17 protein-coding genes are annotated in these 18,720 nt (G+C 60.5%); 6 read left to right on the forward strand and 11 right to left on the reverse strand.

The genetic code is table 11. The features are described from left to right. Positions 1–479: 479 nt before the first annotated feature. Positions 480–1,298 (forward strand): hypothetical protein, encoded by an 819-nt coding sequence (locus RTX98_RS14610; RefSeq protein ID WP_312797503.1) that lies wholly within the window; start codon positions 480–482, stop codon positions 1,296–1,298. On the opposite strand, the gene RTX98_RS14615 is transcribed toward RTX98_RS14610, so the two are convergent. The 4 genes from RTX98_RS14615 to RTX98_RS14630 form a co-directional block, all read right to left on the reverse strand. Beyond that, on the reverse strand, positions 1,204–2,505 hold the full coding sequence (locus RTX98_RS14615) for a bifunctional PIG-L family deacetylase/class I SAM-dependent methyltransferase (protein WP_312797504.1): 1,302 nt from the start codon (positions 2,503–2,505) through the stop codon (positions 1,204–1,206). The two genes, RTX98_RS14610 and RTX98_RS14615, sit on opposite strands and share 95 nt — an antisense overlap. Positions 2,506–2,576: 71 nt before the next feature. Next, positions 2,577–3,692, reverse strand: a complete 1,116-nt coding sequence (locus RTX98_RS14620) for an acyl-CoA dehydrogenase family protein (protein ID WP_312797506.1) — start codon at positions 3,690–3,692, stop codon at positions 2,577–2,579. Between the two features lie 44 nt (positions 3,693–3,736). Continuing rightward, a complete protein-coding gene (locus RTX98_RS14625; RefSeq protein WP_312797508.1) occupies positions 3,737–4,600 on the reverse strand; it encodes a glycosyltransferase family 2 protein in 864 nt (287 codons plus the stop codon). Beyond that, entirely contained in the window at positions 4,582–6,654 is a 2,073-nt protein-coding gene (locus RTX98_RS14630) for an HAD-IIB family hydrolase (protein WP_312797510.1), read from the reverse strand. Before RTX98_RS14630 ends, RTX98_RS14625 begins: the two co-directional genes overlap by 19 nt. A 43-nt stretch (positions 6,655–6,697) precedes the next feature. Here RTX98_RS14630 and RTX98_RS14635 point away from each other — a divergent pair, with 43 nt between their 5' ends. Further along, the gene (locus RTX98_RS14635) at positions 6,698–7,756 is read left to right on the forward strand and encodes a glycosyltransferase family 4 protein (RefSeq protein WP_312797512.1); all 1,059 of its coding nucleotides are present in this window, start codon (positions 6,698–6,700) and stop codon (positions 7,754–7,756) included. Next, entirely contained in the window at positions 7,756–8,940 is a 1,185-nt protein-coding gene (locus RTX98_RS14640; RefSeq protein WP_312797514.1) for a glycosyltransferase family 4 protein, read from the forward strand. The genes RTX98_RS14635 and RTX98_RS14640 overlap by 1 nt, the downstream gene beginning before the upstream one ends. Here RTX98_RS14640 and RTX98_RS14645 read toward each other — a convergent pair. Together RTX98_RS14645 and RTX98_RS14650 are read right to left on the reverse strand one after the other, a co-directional pair. Beyond that, positions 8,928–9,749, reverse strand: coding sequence for a hypothetical protein (locus RTX98_RS14645; RefSeq protein WP_312797516.1), 822 nt, complete (start codon positions 9,747–9,749; stop codon positions 8,928–8,930). The genes RTX98_RS14640 and RTX98_RS14645 overlap by 13 nt on opposite strands. Positions 9,750–9,904: 155 nt before the next feature. Beyond that, a complete protein-coding gene (locus tag RTX98_RS14650; protein WP_312797517.1) occupies positions 9,905–10,525 on the reverse strand; it encodes a glycosyltransferase family 29 protein in 621 nt (206 codons plus the stop codon). A 120-nt stretch (positions 10,526–10,645) separates the two neighbouring features. Here RTX98_RS14650 and RTX98_RS14655 point away from each other — a divergent pair, with 120 nt between their 5' ends. Further along, positions 10,646–11,743: a glycosyltransferase gene (locus tag RTX98_RS14655; RefSeq protein ID WP_312797530.1), complete on the forward strand. Its 1,098-nt coding sequence runs from the start codon at positions 10,646–10,648 to the stop codon at positions 11,741–11,743. A gap of 121 nt (positions 11,744–11,864) precedes the next feature. On the opposite strand, the gene RTX98_RS14660 is transcribed toward RTX98_RS14655, so the two are convergent. Together RTX98_RS14660 and RTX98_RS14665 are read right to left on the reverse strand one after the other, a co-directional pair. Continuing rightward, the gene (locus RTX98_RS14660) at positions 11,865–12,308 is read right to left on the reverse strand and encodes a DUF1810 domain-containing protein (RefSeq protein WP_312797518.1); all 444 of its coding nucleotides are present in this window, start codon (positions 12,306–12,308) and stop codon (positions 11,865–11,867) included. A gap of 157 nt (positions 12,309–12,465) precedes the next feature. Continuing rightward, positions 12,466–12,981 carry an Lrp/AsnC family transcriptional regulator gene (locus RTX98_RS14665; protein WP_189504832.1) on the reverse strand — a complete coding sequence of 172 codons (516 nt, stop codon included), beginning with the start codon at positions 12,979–12,981 and terminating at the stop codon, positions 12,466–12,468. Positions 12,982–13,196: 215 nt separating this feature from the next. Between RTX98_RS14665 and RTX98_RS14670 the strand changes: the two genes are divergently transcribed. Continuing rightward, on the forward strand, positions 13,197–14,426 hold the full coding sequence (locus tag RTX98_RS14670; protein ID WP_312797521.1) for a thiamine pyrophosphate-dependent dehydrogenase E1 component subunit alpha: 1,230 nt from the start codon (positions 13,197–13,199) through the stop codon (positions 14,424–14,426). A gap of 4 nt (positions 14,427–14,430) precedes the next feature. Further along, entirely contained in the window at positions 14,431–15,447 is a 1,017-nt protein-coding gene (locus RTX98_RS14675) for an alpha-ketoacid dehydrogenase subunit beta (protein ID WP_312797523.1), read from the forward strand. A 50-nt stretch (positions 15,448–15,497) separates the two neighbouring features. Here the strand turns inward: RTX98_RS14675 and RTX98_RS14680 are convergent, their stop codons facing one another. The 3 genes from RTX98_RS14680 to RTX98_RS14690 form a co-directional block, all read right to left on the reverse strand. Further along, positions 15,498–16,751, reverse strand: coding sequence for an LLM class flavin-dependent oxidoreductase (locus RTX98_RS14680; RefSeq protein ID WP_312797524.1), 1,254 nt, complete (start codon positions 16,749–16,751; stop codon positions 15,498–15,500). Then, a complete protein-coding gene (locus tag RTX98_RS14685) occupies positions 16,751–17,611 on the reverse strand; it encodes an LLM class flavin-dependent oxidoreductase (protein ID WP_312797526.1) in 861 nt (286 codons plus the stop codon). Before RTX98_RS14685 ends, RTX98_RS14680 begins: the two co-directional genes overlap by 1 nt. Positions 17,612–17,664: 53 nt before the next feature. After that, a partial coding sequence (locus RTX98_RS14690) for an aromatic amino acid lyase (RefSeq protein WP_312797528.1) occupies positions 17,665–18,720 on the reverse strand: 1,056 nt, incomplete at its 5' end.

Raw genomic sequence — 18,720 nt, forward strand, 5'->3', positions numbered from 1 at the left:
CATAGCCGCCCGCTATCCTGACACGACATTGGTTCCTTCTGTTTGAATGAAATGGCGCTAAACTAACGTAAACATTCAGCGTGTGATCGAATGGCTTACACTTACCGCTTGAACTCTAGCCAATGACACGGCGGCAAACGCCAGCCTCCCCGAGGGCGATGCCGTCGGTCAACCGCTTCCTTCACAAGCTGCCAGTTTCCAGCTGCAGCGTATCAGGCACAATGGATTTTGACAGCGATGCCAAGTTCATCGCGTGCATTCCCGTGCGCGATGAACAAGCCCATATTTCCCTATGTCTCGAGGCGTTGGACGGCGAGTTGGAAGAATGTGACGCCGTCGTTCTTGTAGCCAATGGTTGTCGAGACCGGACGGTTGACATTGCGCTTGAAAGAATGACGCTGTGGAAGCGTCGATGGCTTCTGATCGATTGTACGTGGAAGCCTGGTACCGGAAGCGCTCCGTTAGCACGACGTTTGGCAATGGACGTTGCGGCGCACTGCGGCGCTTCTAGTCTTCTATTCTCCGTCGATGGCGATACGATCGTCCAGCCCGGCCTGCGAAACGCTTATATGCGGGAGTTTGAACACGGCTATGATCTGGTTTGCGGCCGCATCGGTTTCATCGCTTCGGAGACTGCCGTTCTTCCGGAGGCCAATGCAATTCATGAAGCGGTCATCCGAGAATATCGAGAAACGTCGCGTTTCATCGAAGCGCTCATCTTCCCGGATGAGGAAAACCCATGGCCGCATCACGGCAACATAGGCGGGGCGAACTTTGCACTACGGGCTGATGCGTATCAGCGGATTGGCGGACTTCCAACGCCGCCTTCCGGCGAGGATCGAGCGCTTCGAAGGCTATGTCAGGCGCATGATCTGCGCATTCGCTATTCCGATGGCCCTCGCGTCGAGACCTCGTGCCGGCTGTTCGGCCGCGCCAGCGGTGGGCTGTCGGATGAATTGCGGCGCAACCGCACCGAGACTGATCCCGTCGTTGACGAACTGCTTGAGCCGCCGGAGCAGCTTCTTCTTCGCCTGAGAAGTTGCCTGCAGTTCAGATCGGCAACGGACGCGCAGAAGCGCGATTTGTTGAAGGCACTTCTTCTGCCACAAGCAGCAGCCGAGACAGTTCTGGCGCTTCCAAGCAGTGCAGGATGGCAGATGGTGGAAGACACCAGCGCGATGCTGAAGCGAACACGGATGCGTCTCAGCGATCTTGTTGAGCATCTTCCTGGTCTGCGACAGATGCTTTCCGCCGTTGAAGAAGCTCAATCCGAAATTCCGGAGTCTCTTCGAACTTGAGTGTCTCGAACGTCCGGCCCAGAGCGCACCGGAAGAAATCGGATGCTGTTCGCCCATCAAGCGGAGTGCCGGTCGAACCGAGCCAGGACACCGCGACAATGCACGCGTCGGGCGCCAGGCGCGTCGTCAAATTGTCAGCGAGCGTTGTCAAAGCACCCTCGTCGAGGAAATATAGCACCTCCGACAGAAGTACGAGATCGAAGGAACCATCAGGCATGTCGGCCGGCATGCTGCCTGTCGTGAAGTGTGCCTGCTCCCCCCATCCGAAATTTTGGGCGCGTTGGATGATCGCTGGATCGCGGTCGAAGCCAACGGCGGTTTGCACCAGCCCGGCCTGAAGCAAGGCTCCGGAAAGGTGTCCTTCGCCACAACCCGCTTCAAGCGATCGTCGGAACGGTGTTCCGTGCCGTGTTTCGCTCAGCAGCGAAACAACTGACTCGCGCTTCTGCCTTTCATAGGCGGAGCTGCGCACATGCCAGGGATCGCCATCATCTGCGTAAAGCCGGGCAAAGTGATCCGGGCCGGGGAGGGATCCAGGAAGCTCAAGCCACGAAATTCGCTCGAGTGGCTGCGTATGATGATCAATGAACCAGGCGGGAAGAACGAAGCCGCTGGGACTGTCCGGCACGACCTTGCCTAGCTGGCTTGCATGACAGGCGATGGCGCGAGCCTTGAGTTTAGGCTCGGTTTCTACCCTGAAAGCCGTCATGCCTTCCGTCTGGCAGGCAACATCGTCTTCCAGCCGGCAGGTCCAAACCTCGTAGAAAAGGATTCGGAGGGTCGGTATGATGGTGCGAACTTCCAGCGCGATGGCTGCCGCCGTCGCGTGATCGGGGTGGGGATCATCGGCATGCGGTGCTGCGAGAGCGGTTGCACCTAATCGTTCGCAGAGTTCGGCAACGGCGGCTGCTGCAGCCGCTCGCTCAGGGTGCCTCCCTGATCCCCCGTCGGGAAGACCGAGGCGCAAATGCTCGACATGGTCGCAGCCGAGCATGCGCATGGCGGCTCTTTGTTCTTCGCGCCTGATTGCTCCGAGGTTGTCGGGCGGAAAAAGCGCGGAGCCAGGATGAGAGCTGCCGCCATCGGTCAACGCGACCAGCCCGAGCCTGCGTTTCGAACGCCCCGCTTCGATAAACAACGCCGAACAGCCCAACGTTTCGTCGTCGGGATGTGGGGCAAGCACAACCAGCCCGCCGCTGCCGACCAATCTCGAAACAGGCGCGACGGGTGCGGCGCGCATAACGGCGTTCCATTGACCCATGGTCGATGCGGCCATGATCAAAGACCGCTCGCCAGGACACGGCCGTGCTGCAGCAACACGGCGTCCGGGTTGGCTTGGCGTATATACACGGCCAGATCGCGGGTGAGCCGCTCAACCGGATGCGAGGTTTCGAACGAACCCAAGCCAAGGGCTCGCTCGGCGAGATCGATGACGCTCATCGCGGCTTCTTCCGTGACCAGCCTGGAATAGGCGGACAAAGCCACCGTCTGGGCGATTTCGTCCGTATGGGCATCCGGCATGGTGGTTTCAACGCGTTGCGCGGCATCCTCGATCCACAAACGCGCTGTTCGTGCCTGCATGATGGCGCGGCCGATTCGTGCCCGTTGCAGAGGATGCTCGGCACGGCCGTTGTCGTTCAACTCCCTTGCAATGATCCTGACGATTGCTTCGATGGCGCCCAGCTGCGCGGCCGCGCAACGCCATATGCCGCCCACGAACCAGGGTTCACGACGATAGCAGTCGGGCTGTCCAACGAAGGCCTCAGGGCCGAGGGTCAAATTCTCGAAGCTGTACGTACCGGATGCCGTGCGTTGCATGCCGCGATAATGCCAGGAAGACAGATCCACTCGCGAGGGATCATCGACGGGTAGAAGCAAAAGCTGCATGGGACCGTCTTTCTGGCTGATGGGCACGAGTGCGGCACGAAGAATGCCTGCTCCGGACGCATAGCGCTTCGACCCGCGGATGCGCCATGCGCTTGTCCCTTCAACACCATCCAGCCTGACGGGCTCCTTGCCGTCTGCACCCCAGACGCCGAGCATCCCACCGTTCTGAACGGTTTCAAGGACGAAGTTCTGCTGCGCGGCGCTGCCATAAAGCGCAACCAGTTGCAGCACGTTCAAATGGCCTTCGAGCAGCCGGGCAGTACTCAGATCAATGCCGCCGATCTTGCTCAGGCAGCCAAGCACCGATTTCCAGTCGCCAGTATACCGATAGCCGCCCTGTTCAACAGGCGAAACGAAGCGCTGCAAAAGACCATGCTCAACCAGGATAGGTAAGACGGCCCGAAAGTCGTCTTCTGCGAGCCCATGCACCGCCTGGCGCAGGTCGTCAGAAAACGCAGCGACGAGGGCACGCTTCTTTGGGCCGAAGCCTCTTGGGTCATCAATCATGCATTCGACTTTCCGGGTAGGCTCTCGGACCGGGTAAGGCAACGTCAGCTGAACAGGCGGCTATCGCCCTGCTGCGCTTCAACGATTTCAGCGGCCGAGGGCTCGCGAAGGCGTTCGATCTGTGTGCTTTGGCTCGACCATCGGATCAAGCCACGCTCGTTGAATTGCCCAAGCCAATAATCCATGCACCATCGACCGTGACGTGCATAAAAGAGTTTGGCGTTTCGCAGAATGTGGTCGAAGTGCTGCAAGGGCGGCACGGAGATCGGGTGGTGCTGATGGTAGCAGCGGGCGCCGCTTGTCCAGAAGAAGGGCAGGCCAGCAGCCGCCAGCCTGCGTGCAAAATCCGTTTCCTCGCCGCCGTAACCAACGAAGGCCTCGTCCATGCCGCCGATGTCCAGGTAGCTTGCGCGTGGCAGAGCGAACGACAAACCCCAAAGCTCTCCGGCGTCTGGTTCTTCCCTGACCCCCATTGACGGGATTGGCGGCTTTGCAGGATGCGGCGCTCCCGTCTGATCGAGTGCTGCAAAATCAAGCGTGTCGCCAACGGCTTTGGCAGGAAGGTAGAAGACCTCGCCGAGAAACAATCCTTCCTGTTCGCCCGCTGCCTTCTGATAAGCGCCGACGACGCCGGGACTTGCGATGCAGTCGACATCGAGGAAGACGAGAAGGTCTCCACGGGCCGCTTCCGCTGCCCGGTTACGAGCCGCTGCGAGCGGGAGTGGATCGCCCGGCACCAGAACATGCCGAACCGGGCATTCCGGGTCGGGTAGATCGTCGTGTGGTGCCTCCTGCATCCACGCGATGACCAGTTCGTCCGGCGGCGTGGTTTGCAGTGCGATGCTCTTCAGGAGGTTGATGAGATGGGTTCTGCGTCCGCGAACGAGGGTCAGGACGCTGGTGCGCATGTCTCTCTCGACTGATTGCGGAAGTGCAGAACGCCTTCGATGATGCCGCGCGCATATTTTTCACGTGCCACATAGGAATGCGCGAGCGAGGGAAGATTGGCGAGATCGTCCGAGAAATTCGCGACGATGATGGCCTGCGGCATGGTGCGGAGCATCTCTATGTCGTTACCGGAATCTCCCGCCACAAAGACGGCATCCTTGGACAGGCTATAGCGGTTACGCACGAAATCCACGGCGGTGCCTTTCGATGCGCGGATCGGCAGGATGTCGAGATACCGGGCATGGCTATGGATAACCGAGCAGCGCAAGTTCCTTGCTTCAAGCCTCGCTTTCACCCGCTGCACGACACCTGCACTGCCATCGCTGAAGTAGCTCAGCTTGTGGGAGCGCTGTTCGAGTGGCGCCTGGGGGTGGATGCCCTCGAGGTCGAGCAGAGCCTCGTGAGCCGCTTCACGGTTCCAACCTCTCGATACGATCGCACGCCATTCGAGATCGGCGCTGTAGGTCGTGCCATTTGGGTCGAGATGGTAGATTTCCGATCCAACGGACGTGATCATGACCTGGGGACGCGGCGCGTCCTGCTGTTCGAGGATGGCCATGGCACTATGAAACGAGCGTCCTGTCGCAACGCCAAAGGCAAGTTGGTCTTCCTTGCTGTGCCAGTCGCCGAAGACCTGCATGCAATCTTCGCAGCCAACCAGCGTATTATCGATATCGCAGATCAGCAGTTGCGAAGGCCGGCTGACCAAAGGCTTGGGCGTCAGCAAGGACTGGATGAGGCCATGATAGCGGCTGGCATGGCGGGTCCAATCGTAGTTCTTGACGGCAATGCGCCCTTGCGATGCGAAACGATCCCAGAGTTGTTGATCATCCAGGATGCTCAAGGCCGCTTGCGTGATGGCCTTCGGCGAGCGGGGATCAACCAGAACACCGTTGCGGCACATCTCGACGATATCGTTCGGCCCGCCGGAATCGGTTGCGATGATCGGCAGACCGACCGCCGAGGCTTCAAGCAAGGTCAGGCCAAATGGCTCGTTCAGGGCAGGGTTGACGAAGATGCCACGCCTTTCACGCGCATAGGCGTAAATGGCCGGAATGTCTTCAGAGCGATGGGTCTTCGGATACGCTACCGAACCGTAGAGATCGTATCGGTCGATCAGATGAAGAAGGTCGCGGACAGTGTCCGCCATGTCCCCATCCAGATCGGTGTAGTCGTCTCGCGAGCCGGCGATCAGAACGAGATTGGCCCGTTCGCGAAGTTCAGCACTTTCGCCAAACGCTGTAACAAGGGCGGCAAGGTTCTTTTTGCGAACCGGGCGCGCGATCGCCAAAAGCTGCGGCTTAGTGGCATCAACCAGGAAACGATCTATGGCGCCACGAACATCCTTAGTGGAGTGAGCATTGGCAAAGCGCTCCAGATCGCTGCCGGGCGGAAGAACGCGGATATGGCCCGGCGCGTAATGGTCGTAATGAGCATATTGCACCTCGGCCTCGTCACGCGATGATGCGATGATCGCGCTGGCTTTGGCGGCGGCCATTTCCTCTGCGGCGATCCGTTCGGCCAATCCACGCCAATCCGAGCCATCCGATTGCACCGCATGCTTCTTCACACGGCCGAGCGAATGCGCCGTGAAGATGAACGGAATGCCGAGCCGGTCCTGAACGATCTCCGCGACCACTGCGGCATCCGCATAATGCGCATGGATCATGTCCGGCTTAGTCGGCTCACCTTCGATGAACCCCGCTAGCGCCCCGGCGAAGGACTGCGTTTCGGTGTGGAGGTCTTCTTTTGCGAGATAAATCTTGGATGTCGTGGGAAATCGTACGATCTCGACCTTGGCGCTGACCTGCTCACGAGGTTGCGCATAGCTCATGCCATGTTCGCTGCCAAAATGCCGTGTGGCGATAACAACACGATCGATGAGCGGTGATTTTGCGGAGGCTTCAACGGGGTCGAGCAGGTAGCGGATGTGGCCCCCGGTGTCAGCTGTGATGCCATATTCGACATCATGACCGCGCAGACACCCTTGAAGTGCCACATGCAAGATGAACATTACCCGCTAGCTCGCAACTCAAAACCCCACAAACAGAGACGCTATGCCTGATCGGCAAAAACCCTTGCGCGTTGCGCAAGTCGCACCGACCATCTTCCCCGTGCCTCCAAAAGATCATGGAGGCACCGAGCGGATCATCAACGATTTGTCCGTCGCGCTGACACGCTTAGGCGTGAACGTAACGCTTCTTGCGCCGTCTGACAGTACCGTTGAGGTCAAACGGGTCGGGCTCCTGCCAAGTTTGTCATTCCTTGAAGCAAAACAGGGTTCCGTTCCTCCATCGATACCGGCGGTCTTGGAGGCTGCGCGGTTGGAGGATCTGAGAACGCGCCTCGATCAGTTCGACATCATTCACTGTCACGGTGAGTTTGCGCATGCCGTTGTTTTGGGCGAGCGCCGTGGGCAGAGCGTAACGACGATCCATTGGCGTGTGGACGAGCTCGATCGCGAACTTTTCTTCTCGCGATTTCCCGATCTTCCGGTTGCCGCGATCTCGGCCGCGCAGGAGAGCGGCATTCCGCAACCCAATCGCGCGGGTGTGGTGCATCACGGCATCGAACGCGATCGTTATGCGTTTTCTTCACAGAGCGAAGGCTACTTGGCTTTTGTTGGAAGAATGACGGATCAAAAACGGCCGGACCGGGCCATTCGCGCCGCCAGGGCCGCCGGTCGGCCCATTCGCCTGGCGGGCACCATCGATGTCGGCAATCCCCGCTACTTCGACAATGAAGTGCGGCCGTTGTTATCAGATGAGGCTGTTTATGTCGGTCCGCTGGGCGACCGCGAAAAGGGTCGGCTGCTTGCCGGCGCCGACGCCTTGTTGTTTCCGACCGACTGGCCCGAGCCGTTCGGGCTGGTGATGATCGAAGCCATGGCGTGTGGAACACCCGTGATAGCCTGGCGAAAGGGGAGTGTGCCCGAAATCGTCGAGGACGGCGTCACGGGCTTCATCGTAGAAAGTGAAGCGGAGGCTGTGTCGGCAATCCAGCGCCTCCACACGCTCAATCGCGCTCGCGTCCGGAACCGCTTCGAAGAGCGCTTTACCTCCGATCGAATGGCAAGGGATTACCTATCTCTCTACCACAAGCTTCTTGGCCGCTGATGCGCACGGCACTTCTGGCGTGGGACTACCCGCCATCCCCGAGCGGCCTGTCAACGGCAGCGCGCGAAATCGCCGAAAGCCTTGCTGAAGCGGGCGCAGATGCGACCGTGTTCACGATGGACCGGACCGGACGCGAGATGGTCAACGGTGTGCAACTCATCGGCTGCGCCATTCCGGAAAAGGCCATGCTTGCCAAGCTCAGGCTCTTCGGAGGTATTGGCCATATGGCTGCGCCTTCAGCCTTTCGCCAGGCGGTCCTTGCCGAGCATAAGCGGCGCCCGTTCGATGTGCTTGAAGCCACCAACTGGTACGCGCCGGCAAGTCTGCTCGTGTCATGCCTTCCCGTCGTGACCCGTAACTCGACCCCCGCAGCCTTCTCACGCGACAATCCGGGTTCGATGCGTGATCGGGTAGACGCTTGGGCGGCCGACCGTCTGGAACGAAAACAGGCTCAAGGCAGCGCTGCCCTTATTTCCAATACGGATGATCACGGTCAGCGCATGCAAGAGCACTACCGGTTGCAGGTCGATGATCAACCCCATGCGGTCATAGGCTTGAGCCTTTCGCCCGACAGCCTGCAAAGAGCCGCACACGCGACTTACCCTTCCGGAACCGCGTCTCCCATTCGTCTGCTTTTTGTTGGTCGTGCCGAACATCGCAAAGGCTTCGACACGATCCTGGAAGCCGTTTCCATTCTGCGCGTTGAAGCCCTAAAAGGCGCGATACCCGCCTTTGTTGTCGACCTCGTCGGCATTGCGCCGGACGACCTCCCGCCTGGACTGGACCAGGAAGATCGAAAATGCCTAAAGCCAGTGGGACGCGTGCATGAAACGGCACTTGCGGGCTTCTATGAAGCGGCGCATGCGGTTCTGGCTCCTTCACGCTACGAAAGCTTTGGCCTCGTTTACCAAGAAGGTCTCGCCTATGGGCGACCGATGATCGCGTCCAGCGAAGATGCCAGCGCGCGGGTGTTTGTTGGCATGACCGGTGCCGGCATCATGGCGGAGCGCAATACGGGTAACGCGCTTGCTGCTGCGATCCGTCCGGTTCTCAACGATCCGGACCTGCGAAACACGTTGCGCAAGAAGGCGTTGGAGGCGGCAGGCCGCTTCAACAGGGAAACGCTCGGTCGTGAAACGCTGGCGCTCTACCAGAAAGCGGTCGCGGCCTATCAAGCACGATAGGGTTCAAGCAGGGTTCGCATCTCGTCGAGCCGACCTTCGCCCGGCGCAAGCGCCTCATAGTGCTTCGATCGCGCCAGAACATGGCTTCGCGTCAAGTGGTGGTCGATGGCAGCGTTCAAGGCAATGAAGCTTTTCTGCCATGGACGCACCGGACGTTCATGCACGCTGCCGGCGAAGCGAAGCTCGCGCCGGTTCAGCCGGTACTGGGTGTCGGGATAAAGCGTCGACAAAACGCCATCAACCAGGTTGCGGCGTGGAAGTCCGATCGAAACGACGCCTTGCCGATCGGCCAGCGAGGCAAACTTGGCCAAGTTTTCACCTTGCGAAACCGGAAACGTCTCGTCCGCATCAAGTTGAATCTGCCAAGCGCAGGATGATGCCGCCTGCAAGGCGTTTCGCTGCGCCGCGAAATCTCCCGCGAGGGGCCGTGGCACAAGCCGCACGACCATCTTGCCGAACCTGGCGTCTGAAATGATCGAGGCAGGCGCGGCGGGGGCATCCGCCATCACGACCATCTCGCGCGCCCATGCGCTGTGTTCGGCGTGGCGGTCCAGCACGTCAGTGACGTCTTCCGCACGACAAAGGATCCCCAGCGAAAGTGCCGTTGGTTCGATTTGTGCGACATCGATGATCGACGCGTCGGCTGCCAGGTTGCCGTGCGGGTTGCACAACGCGTGTTCCTGATCCGGCTCCAAGGGGATAACGGCTCTCCCGAAACGCGTTGCAGCCGTTCGAAGCGTGTAGATGTCCAGGCCATAGCCAGCATCGGCATCGGAAACGTAATGGCCTTGTGCTGTTCTTGTCTTCAAATGATGCAGGTCACGGGTCCCCGCCGAGGGATCGTCGACCAGCACCCCGCATGACCCGCATGCAAGCTCGAACCTCCGCTCGATTCCGCCGGCAAAAAGCAGGGTACGGTTCGTTTCGGTCCACATCGATGCGGAACAAACAAAGCAGCGCGAGGTCATGAAGCACTTTTTCGGGGCAGGGAATGCAGCGTCAGTCTTCCTTGGTCTGCCTGCTCTTCAAACCAGCGTTTTTCTTCCATCCAGGAGTGGCCGCTCCAGCCTTCAAACCCGAAGCCATGAACATCAATCCTGGTTTGCGTCGGAAGCATGCCGAGCAGAAACAGCGCTACCAGAAAGCCCGTGCTTGGCGTTGGGACCCTATTTTCAGATGACGCGAGAAGCTGTCTTGCGCTTTGATGAACCGTTCCCGGCAGAATGGTCACGGAAACCTTCGGTCTTTCCAACAAGGATTGTGCGGCGTCTGTCCAATCGCGCCCGTCTTTTTCCTGCGCGCTCGGGTTCTCGGTCTTGCGTGGAAAAGGGAAGAGGATGTGGCTCGCTTGTTGAACAACAGGGCGCTGCACGAAAGTGGCATCGCTCAGCCACTCCTCCATTTGGCCGCCATGATTGACAAGCGCCAGATGCGTTACCCGTTTGCCCGACCACGTACCGAACCCGGAAGCGTTGTTGAAACGAACAACCCACTCGGCAGCATCAATTTGATCGGCGCTGCTGAGCGAGTGCAAATCAGGTGCGTTGCCGACGATGGCGACCGAACGGGGGATGTCGTTTTCCAAAGCTGCAGCCTCCGGCACGATGATGATCTCTCACCCGAAATGTAGGACGGTCATCTGGACTCTTGGCTTCCTGGCATCATCTTGCCGGAACCGGAAGTCATCAACTTGAAAGACCAGTCATTGAAGAAGCCGATCTCCTTTTTCGTCCATCATCAAGGCCGAGGGCATGCCAATCGCGCAATGGCGTTGATCGCCCAATTCTCCGAGGACCGGCCGGTCTCGGTTCTGACGGCTGGACCCGAACTTTTCGCAGGCTTCAAGCGTGACATCGAGATCATCACCCTTCCGAACATGATCGGCGCTGCGGTTCCCACGGCACGGCTTTATGCCGAACCGACGCCGCAAGTCATGCATTGCGTGCCGCTCGGTCTCGCCGAAATGCGGCGAACCATGCGCCTGATCCTCGATCATCTCGACGATCGCCAAAGCGGTCTTCTGGTGGTGGATGTTTCAGCAGAAATCGGTCTCTTGTCCCGTATCGCCAGCGTTCCGTCCGTGCAGATCCGGATGCACGGCGACCGCTCCGATATCGGCCATATCGGCGCCTATGAAGCAGCCGTCGGTATGCTCGCGCCCTTTGACGAGCGCCTGGAGCAGGACGACTATCCCGCCTATCTGCGTGCCAAGACCTTGTATACCGGCGGTCTCTGCACAACGCTGACCGACGTGCCCTCAAAACAGGAAGCACGCCGGAGCCTCGGCCTCGATGCCGATCGCGAGCTGATCGTGGTCGTTACCGGCGGCGGCGGTGCCGGCACGCCCTACGCTCCGCTCACGGTCGCCGCTCGTGCGGCACCTGATGCCCTCTGGCTCACAATTGGGCCGACTCATCGCGAAGGACATGAAACAGACTTCTCCAACCTTCGTGAACTTGGTTGGGTCGAGAATGTCACCGACTACCTGGCTGCAGCGGACATCGTGATTGCGTCCGCAGGCGACAACACCATCCACGAAGTCGCCCGGATCGGCCAAAAGCTCGTGATCATGCCGGAATGGCGCTACTTCGGTGAGCAGGTTCGGAAAGCGGAAAGCCTGGTGCAACTCGGCGCTGCCATCAGTGCTCCACGCTGGCCAGGCGATTTTTCTTCCTGGAACGACCTTCTTTCCGTAGCACGTTCGATAGACACCGACGCAATTCGTTCGATCTACGCACCACAAGCCGCCGACCGCGGCGCCGTATGGCTTGAAACGCTGGTTGATGAGTTGTGGGCTAGTTAGACAAGCAGGCAAATCTCGTTATTGAAGCGGCCACCACGTTATCTTGATGTCTTGCTGAAAGCCGCCACCTTCGCCACACTTTGGCAGCACATATTATACGCTCAGCTGGCGCGACCGATGACTACGCATCTGGCTCCAGCTTCAGCAGCCGCAGCGTCCCATTATCCATCTTGCCCGAAAAGAAAGCCTCAAGCGCTTCCCGAAAAACAGACCCTCCACCTGCCGCCAGCGAAAACAGCGTCATCGACGAATGAAACTTCAAATCATCCGGTGAGCCAAAGATCTTATGCACAGACAAGTGAGGGTGGCACAGAACGGCGGCCGTGCATTCCTCAAGCCGCGACCCCAGGACAGAATCGGCCAGATAAGCCTGAGCCTCAGCCAGCCCAATGATGCCGTACCGCTCCGCCATCGGCGATCGACCTAACCCACGCAACTGCGGGAAAATGAACCACATCCAGTGACTAAGCTTGCGGCCACCTCGCAACTCCGAAAGAGCCGAAGCGTAAGTGCCGGCTTGAGCATCAAGGAAGCGCGAAAGATCGAACGAACCGGTGGGTGCCATCGTCACGAGCTAACGTGCACGGGCAAGCTGGCAAGGTCTTCAGTGCCAGCGATGATGGATGCGGCATTCAAAAGCAGACAGGATCACCCGGGAGGATGACGACCTATGTCCAAACCCTGCCGATATGGCCTGAGTTCTACGGTGCATATGACCGGCGTCAGCGCTCGCCAAGTCTCACGGGATCAACCGACTCCGCTCGCTTCAGCGTCCGCAGCGAAAAGGTGGAGCGCGTTTGGCGGATGTTGCCGATCTTGTAGAGGTGCTGGCGCAGGAAGCGCTCGTAGTCGGCTGTATCAGCCACCGCGACTTTGACGAGATAGTCGTATTCGCCGGTAACAAGGTTGGCTTCGAGCACTTCCGGAATGCGTGTGAGGGCTTGGCCGAAGCGTTCGAGAACCTCTTCCTCGTGCTTGTCCAACGTAATTTCCACGAAGACCACATCGCGCAGCCCGAGAGCGCCGTTGTCGACAACCGCGACATAGCGCTCGATGATGCCTTCGCTTTCGAGGCGCTTGACGCGGTTCCAGCAGGGTGAGGGGGATAGGCCGACGCGGGTGGCGAGATCGCTGTTGGTCAGACGGCCGTCATTCAGGAGGGCGGAAAGGATTCGCCGGTCTGTCGCGTCGATCTGGCTGCGTTTCGCGCGCTTCGATCGTGCAGAAGAGTCTTCCATGCTAGCACCTCAAGGGAGACGATTATCCTGTTTGAGTGACCATGAACGAGGAGAAAAAGAAAGTTCCTTGTTGTCCGCACCAGTAGGATCACTGAAAATGCTGGGGAGGACAGCCTTGATCCGTTCTTTGCTCGATCCACGGGCTGCGTCGGCTTATGCTGGTCTGATGCGGCGCTTCGACATGGCATCCGCACTACCGAATGGGAGGTTCTGCTGTGAGTGATTTCGCTCCGCTTTCGCTTCATGTGCCGGCGCCGCCGTCGCGCGAGGAAAATGCGCCTGTCGATACGTCGCGCCTGTCGCCGGCCGGTGCCGTGCGGCGTCCGCCGGTCGATGCCGATCCGCAGGATATCCGAGATTTGGCTTACTCGCTGATCCGCGTGCTGGATGATGACGGCTCAGCCAAAGGCGAGTGGGCGCCGGCGCTAGACACTGATGCTCTGCGCGGCGGGTTGCGCGCCATGATGAAGACGCGCGCTTATGACCAACGCATGATGCGCATGCAGCGGCAGGGCCTTACGTCGTTTTATATGCAATGCACGGGAGAGGAGGCCGTCGCCTGCGCCTTCCAGTCTGCGCTGCAAAAAGGCGACATGAATTTTCCGACCTACCGCCAGCAGGGCCTCCTCATCGCGCAGGATTGGCCGGTGGTCGACATGATCAACCAGATCCTGTCCAATTCGGCCGACCGCATCAAGGGCCGTCAGCTGCCGGTGATGTATTCGGCCAAGGAAGCCGGCTTCTTCTCGATCTCCGGCAATCTGGGCACGCAGTATATTCAGGCGGTGGGTTGGGCCATGGCGTCCGCCATCCGCAACGACACGAAGGTGGCAGCGGCCTGGATCGGTGACGGGTCGACCGCTGAAAGCGACTTTCACGCCGCGCTGGTTTTTGCCTCGGTCTACCGACCTCCGATCATCCTCAACGTCGTCAACAATCAGTGGGCAATCTCCTCGCCGCAATCGATGGCTGGCGGTGAGCGGACGACCTTTGCCGCGCGCGCGCATGGTTATGGCATTCCGTCGCTGCGTGTGGACGGTAACGATTATCTTGCGGTCAATGCGGTTGCGAGCTGGGCCGTGGAGCGGGCACGGCGCAATCTCGGGCCGACCCTGATCGAGTGGGTGACCTATCGCGTCGCGCCGCATTCGACTTCGGATGATCCCAGCAAGTATCGGGCAAAGGATGCATCCGCCGCCTGGCCGCTCGGCGATCCGATTACCAGGCTGAAAGCGCATCTGGTGAGCCGAGGCGAGTGGAGCGAGGAGCGATCCGTGCAGCTCGAAGCCGAGCTCGATCAGGAGATCGCGGCAGCCGCTCAGGAAGCGCGGCGCTCAGGCACGCTGCATGATGGGCCAAAGCAGAGTCCCGCCACCATGTTCGAGGACGTTTACAAGGACGTGCCGCGTCACCTGCGCGAACAGCGCCAGAAGCTGGGATATTGAGCTTATGCCTTCTCGCACAATGATCGAGGCGATCCGCAGCGCCATTGACCTTTCCATGGAGCGCGATGATCGCGTTGTGGTGTTCGGTGAGGATGTCGGCTTCTTCGGCGGCGTGTTTCGCTGCACTGAAGGGCTGCAGAAGAAATATGGCACGTCCCGCTGCTTTGATACGCCGATTTCGGAAACCGGCATCGTGGGTGCTGCCGTCGGGATGGGCGCCTATGGGTTGCGGCCTATCGCCGAGATCCAGTTCGCCGACTACATGTATCCCGCCTATGACCAGATCGTTTCGGAAGCCGCGCGTCTGCGCTTTCGCTCTGCCGGGGATTTTACCGCGCCGATGGTGGTGCGGATGCCATGCGGCGGCGGCATCTTCGGCGGCCAGACGCACAGCCAGAGCCCGGAAGCGCTGTTTACCCATGTTGCCGGCCTGAAGACGGTCATTCCGTCAAACCCCTATGATGCCAAGGGCTTGCTGATTTCGGCGATCGAGGACGACGATCCCGTCATCTTCCTCGAGCCCAAGCGGCTTTATAATGGCCCGTTCGATGGTCATCATGATCGGCCGGTCGTGCCCTGGTCCAAGCATCCGCTGTCGGATGTCCCGGACGAACATTATACCGTGCCGATCGGCAAGGCCGTGATCCGGCGCGAGGGATCAGCCGTGACCGTTCTTGCCTATGGCACGATGGTGCATGTGGCCGAGGTTGCTGCGCAGGATACCGGGATCGACGCGGAAATCATCGACTTGCGTACCCTGGTGCCGCTCGATATCGACGCGATCGTCGCTTCGGTCGAAAAAACCGGCCGCTGCGTTGTGGTGCATGAAGCGACCCGCACTTCCGGCTTCGGCGCGGAACTGGCGGCTGAAGTGCAGGAGCGCTGCTTCTACCATCTGGAAAAACCGGTGCTGCGTGTAACCGGCTGGGACACGCCCTATCCGCATGTCCACGAGTGGGAGTATTTCCCGGGGCCGAAGCGCGTTGGCGAGGCCTTAGTGGAAGCAACTGCCCGGGATTGATCCAGCCGGGTGTTGAAGCGCCTGCCTCAGCCGGCGCTTCAACAAACACGTCAGGCGTCAAGTCCGAGATTGGCGCGTAACGTATCGCCTTCGTAAGCCTGTCGAAAAAGCCCGCGGCGCCGCAGTTCGGGGATGACGAGCTCGACGAAGCTGTGGAGTTCGCCCGGGAAAAAGGCGGGCATGACGTTGAAGCCGTCGCAGGCGCCGCCGGTGAACCAGGCTTCCAACTCGTCTGCGATATCCTGCGCGGTGCCGACCAGACGCCAATGGCCGCGTGCGCCGGCAAAGTGACGAGCGACTTCGCGGATCGTGAGGTTGTCGCGCCGGGCCTGTTCCACGACGAGCGCCTGACGGCTCTGCATGCCTTGCGTGACCTCCAGGTTTGGCAGCGGACCGTCGAGCGGCAGATCCTTGAGTGCATCGGTGGCCAGATAGCTGGCGAGAAGCGACAGGCCGACCTCATCGGGGATCAGATTTTGTAGGGCGTCGAGCTTGGCCTGAGCTTCTTCGCGTGTTGCCGCAACGATCGGTGACACGCCGGGCATGATCTTGATGTGGTCGGGATTCCGCCCCACGGCGCGGGTGCGGGCTTTCACATCGTCATAGAAGCTTCTCGCGCTGTCGATGGTCTGTGCGGCCGTGAACACGACATCGGCGGTTCGGGCGGCCAGGTCGCGGCCGACATCGGAGGCACCGGCTTGCACCATCACCGGCTTGCCCTGCCGTGAGGCGGTGAGCCCCAGACCCTGCTGTACGATGAAGTGCTCGCCGCTGTGATTGAGCGGCGCGGATCGGTCAGCCGGGTTCCAGAGCCGCGCCACGACATCAGCAAATTCGTCGGCGCGATGATAGCGATCGACATGCTTGCGCAGACCTTCCGCGCCAAAATTCGCGGCTTCGATCTCGCTTGCGGATGTCACCAGGTTCCAGCCGGCGCGGCTGCCGCTCAACAGGTCGAGCGTGGCAAAGGCACGGGCAAGCGCATAGGGCTCGTTATAGGATGTCGAGGCGGTTGCCACGAGACCGATGCGGCTGGTTTGTGCGGCGATGGCGGCCAGCAGGCTCAGCGGTTCGAAGCCGATCGAACGCGCTGTCTGACTCGCAGTCCGGGTGTTCGCATCGCGCAAGCCAGCAGCGTCCTCAAGGAAAACGAGGTCGAAGCCGGCCTTCTCTGCTGTTTGCGCCACGCGGATATACTGATCGACATCAAGGCCCATGTCGGCGGCGGCATCCGGGTGACGCCAAGCGGCGATGTGGTGGCCGGTTGGCATCAGAAAGGCGCCGAGCTTCATCTGCGCGCGCATCAAGCGGCTCCTTCCAGGCGGCTGCGGAGAGTGGTGGAGGCATGCCGAGTGCCCGCGCTGGTCGAGAGGGTTTGCAGCACTGTTTCGGCTTCCTCGGGAGAGCGAAGGCGTAGAACAATCCCGTCTGCATCCGCCCGTCGCTGTTCCCTGGTAAAGGCGCCAGCATTGATCATGCGCAGGTGCTTTGCTTTGCCATGAGGAGGTACGTCGCCCTCGAAGAGGACGATGTCGGCGAGATCAGCGACCTCTCCGATAGCAGGCCGATCATCCGCACGCAGCATCAGGATCGGGCGGTCTTGTGGTGAGCGCATGATGTTCAACGGTCCGCGCACGGAAAAGAACGCGCCTTGGTGGTCGAGGTAATGCATCCGGCTCGGATCGATGAACTGGCCTGATTGCTTGTTCATCACCACGGCATCGGCGTCCCAGCCATGCCACAGACCTTCCACAACGCGCGTGAACTCAGCGATGCGCACCGGCGTGTTGCCACCCGGCATGCGGATAGGCGCGCTGAAGGCGGCGTCCTCCGCGGCTGATTGGTCAAATGTCACGCACCAACCGATCCGGCCGTGGCTGATCTGGTCGAGTGAGGCAAGGCGCCGTGAGAGATTGTAGGGCTGGTGGCCGCCGGTGGAGGTTGCCGCGATCAGGCCGATGCGCTGCGTCGAAGCGGCGAGAAACCCGAGCAGGATCGTGGCGTCCGGCCAGCCGCTTGTTCCATCGGGCTTGGCGATCGTGTCCGGCATGATTACGAAGTCCACGCCGCCTGCCTCGGCCATCTGGACAACGCGCTGGACGCCGTCGATCGTCCAGTCCGGCGCTTGACCGAAGCTGCCGCCAAGTTCCAGGCAAATCAGCATGTTCGTCTCCATTCCAACAGCAAGGCGGGCACTTGTCGCGCAAGCGGTCGAGGTCAAGCCAGGTGCGAACTGGCGCCGCTGAAAAGCGCGCGCATGGCTTCCGCCGTCTCGGCACACCAAAGCCGCTCATGCAGCATCTGCGCGTCCGGTCCGGTTTCGCGATCCTCTTCCAGCGCAGGCACATTCGCGCGGATCCGCGTTTGCAGCCAACCGGCCACCGCGCCGAGGTGCTGATCCGGTTCTCCTTGTGCGCGAAGGCTGCAGGCTTGTGCCGCAAACATCGCTTCCAGCGTGATCATCCAGCGGCACAAAGCGATCTGCTCGTCGAGCTTGGTGATCGTCAGCGGCGTCATCGGCGCCACATCCTCGACCGTATCGGACACGGAAAGCGCATCGAGGCTGGCGGGTGCTGCCTTGAGCCGGATCTCGACCTGGAGTGCCGCCAGAGCTTTTTGCATGGGTACGAAGCCAGCCGACGCGCCGCCGGCCGGTGACAAATAGTTGGGCAGCCCGGACAAGCGCCCCGTCATCAGCTTGATCGAACGCTGCGCCGAAGCCGTCGCGAGATGGGCAAGGCTGATGGCGAGCGTATCGAAGGCGAGTGCGATTGCCGGTGTGTGGAAGTTTGCGGCCGAGTGAATTTCCTCGTCTTCCACCAGCACCAGCGGATTGTCGGCTGCGCCATTCAGTTCGATTTCGACCTCCCGGGAGGCGGCGGCATAGGCGGCGAGCGTCGTGCCGGTGACCTGCGCCAAAGTGCGGAAGGAAAGGGCATCCTGCACCTTGCGCCCGGGCTGCGGTGCATGGAGGCTGCTGCCGTCCAACGCGTGGCGGAAAAGCACTGCTGCGTCGCTCTGGCCGGCTGCCGGGCGAATATCTGCCAAGCGGGGATCGAAGATGCGAGGGTTTGCACCATAGCCTTCGAAGGCCAGCGCGCCCGTGGCGATATGCAGGCGCAGGAGGTCGCTCAAGCTATCCAGCGAAAGCGCTGCCATCGCTGTGGTGACGGCCGACGCGTTGGCGATGGCGAGACCATCCTTGGCGGCGAGCTGGACGGGAGCGAGGCCGGCTGCACGAAAAGCATCCGCCGCTTCCACAATGCGGCCGCC

Source organism: Tianweitania sp., assembly GCF_032053605.1.
Classification (GTDB): domain Bacteria; phylum Pseudomonadota; class Alphaproteobacteria; order Rhizobiales; family Rhizobiaceae; genus Tianweitania.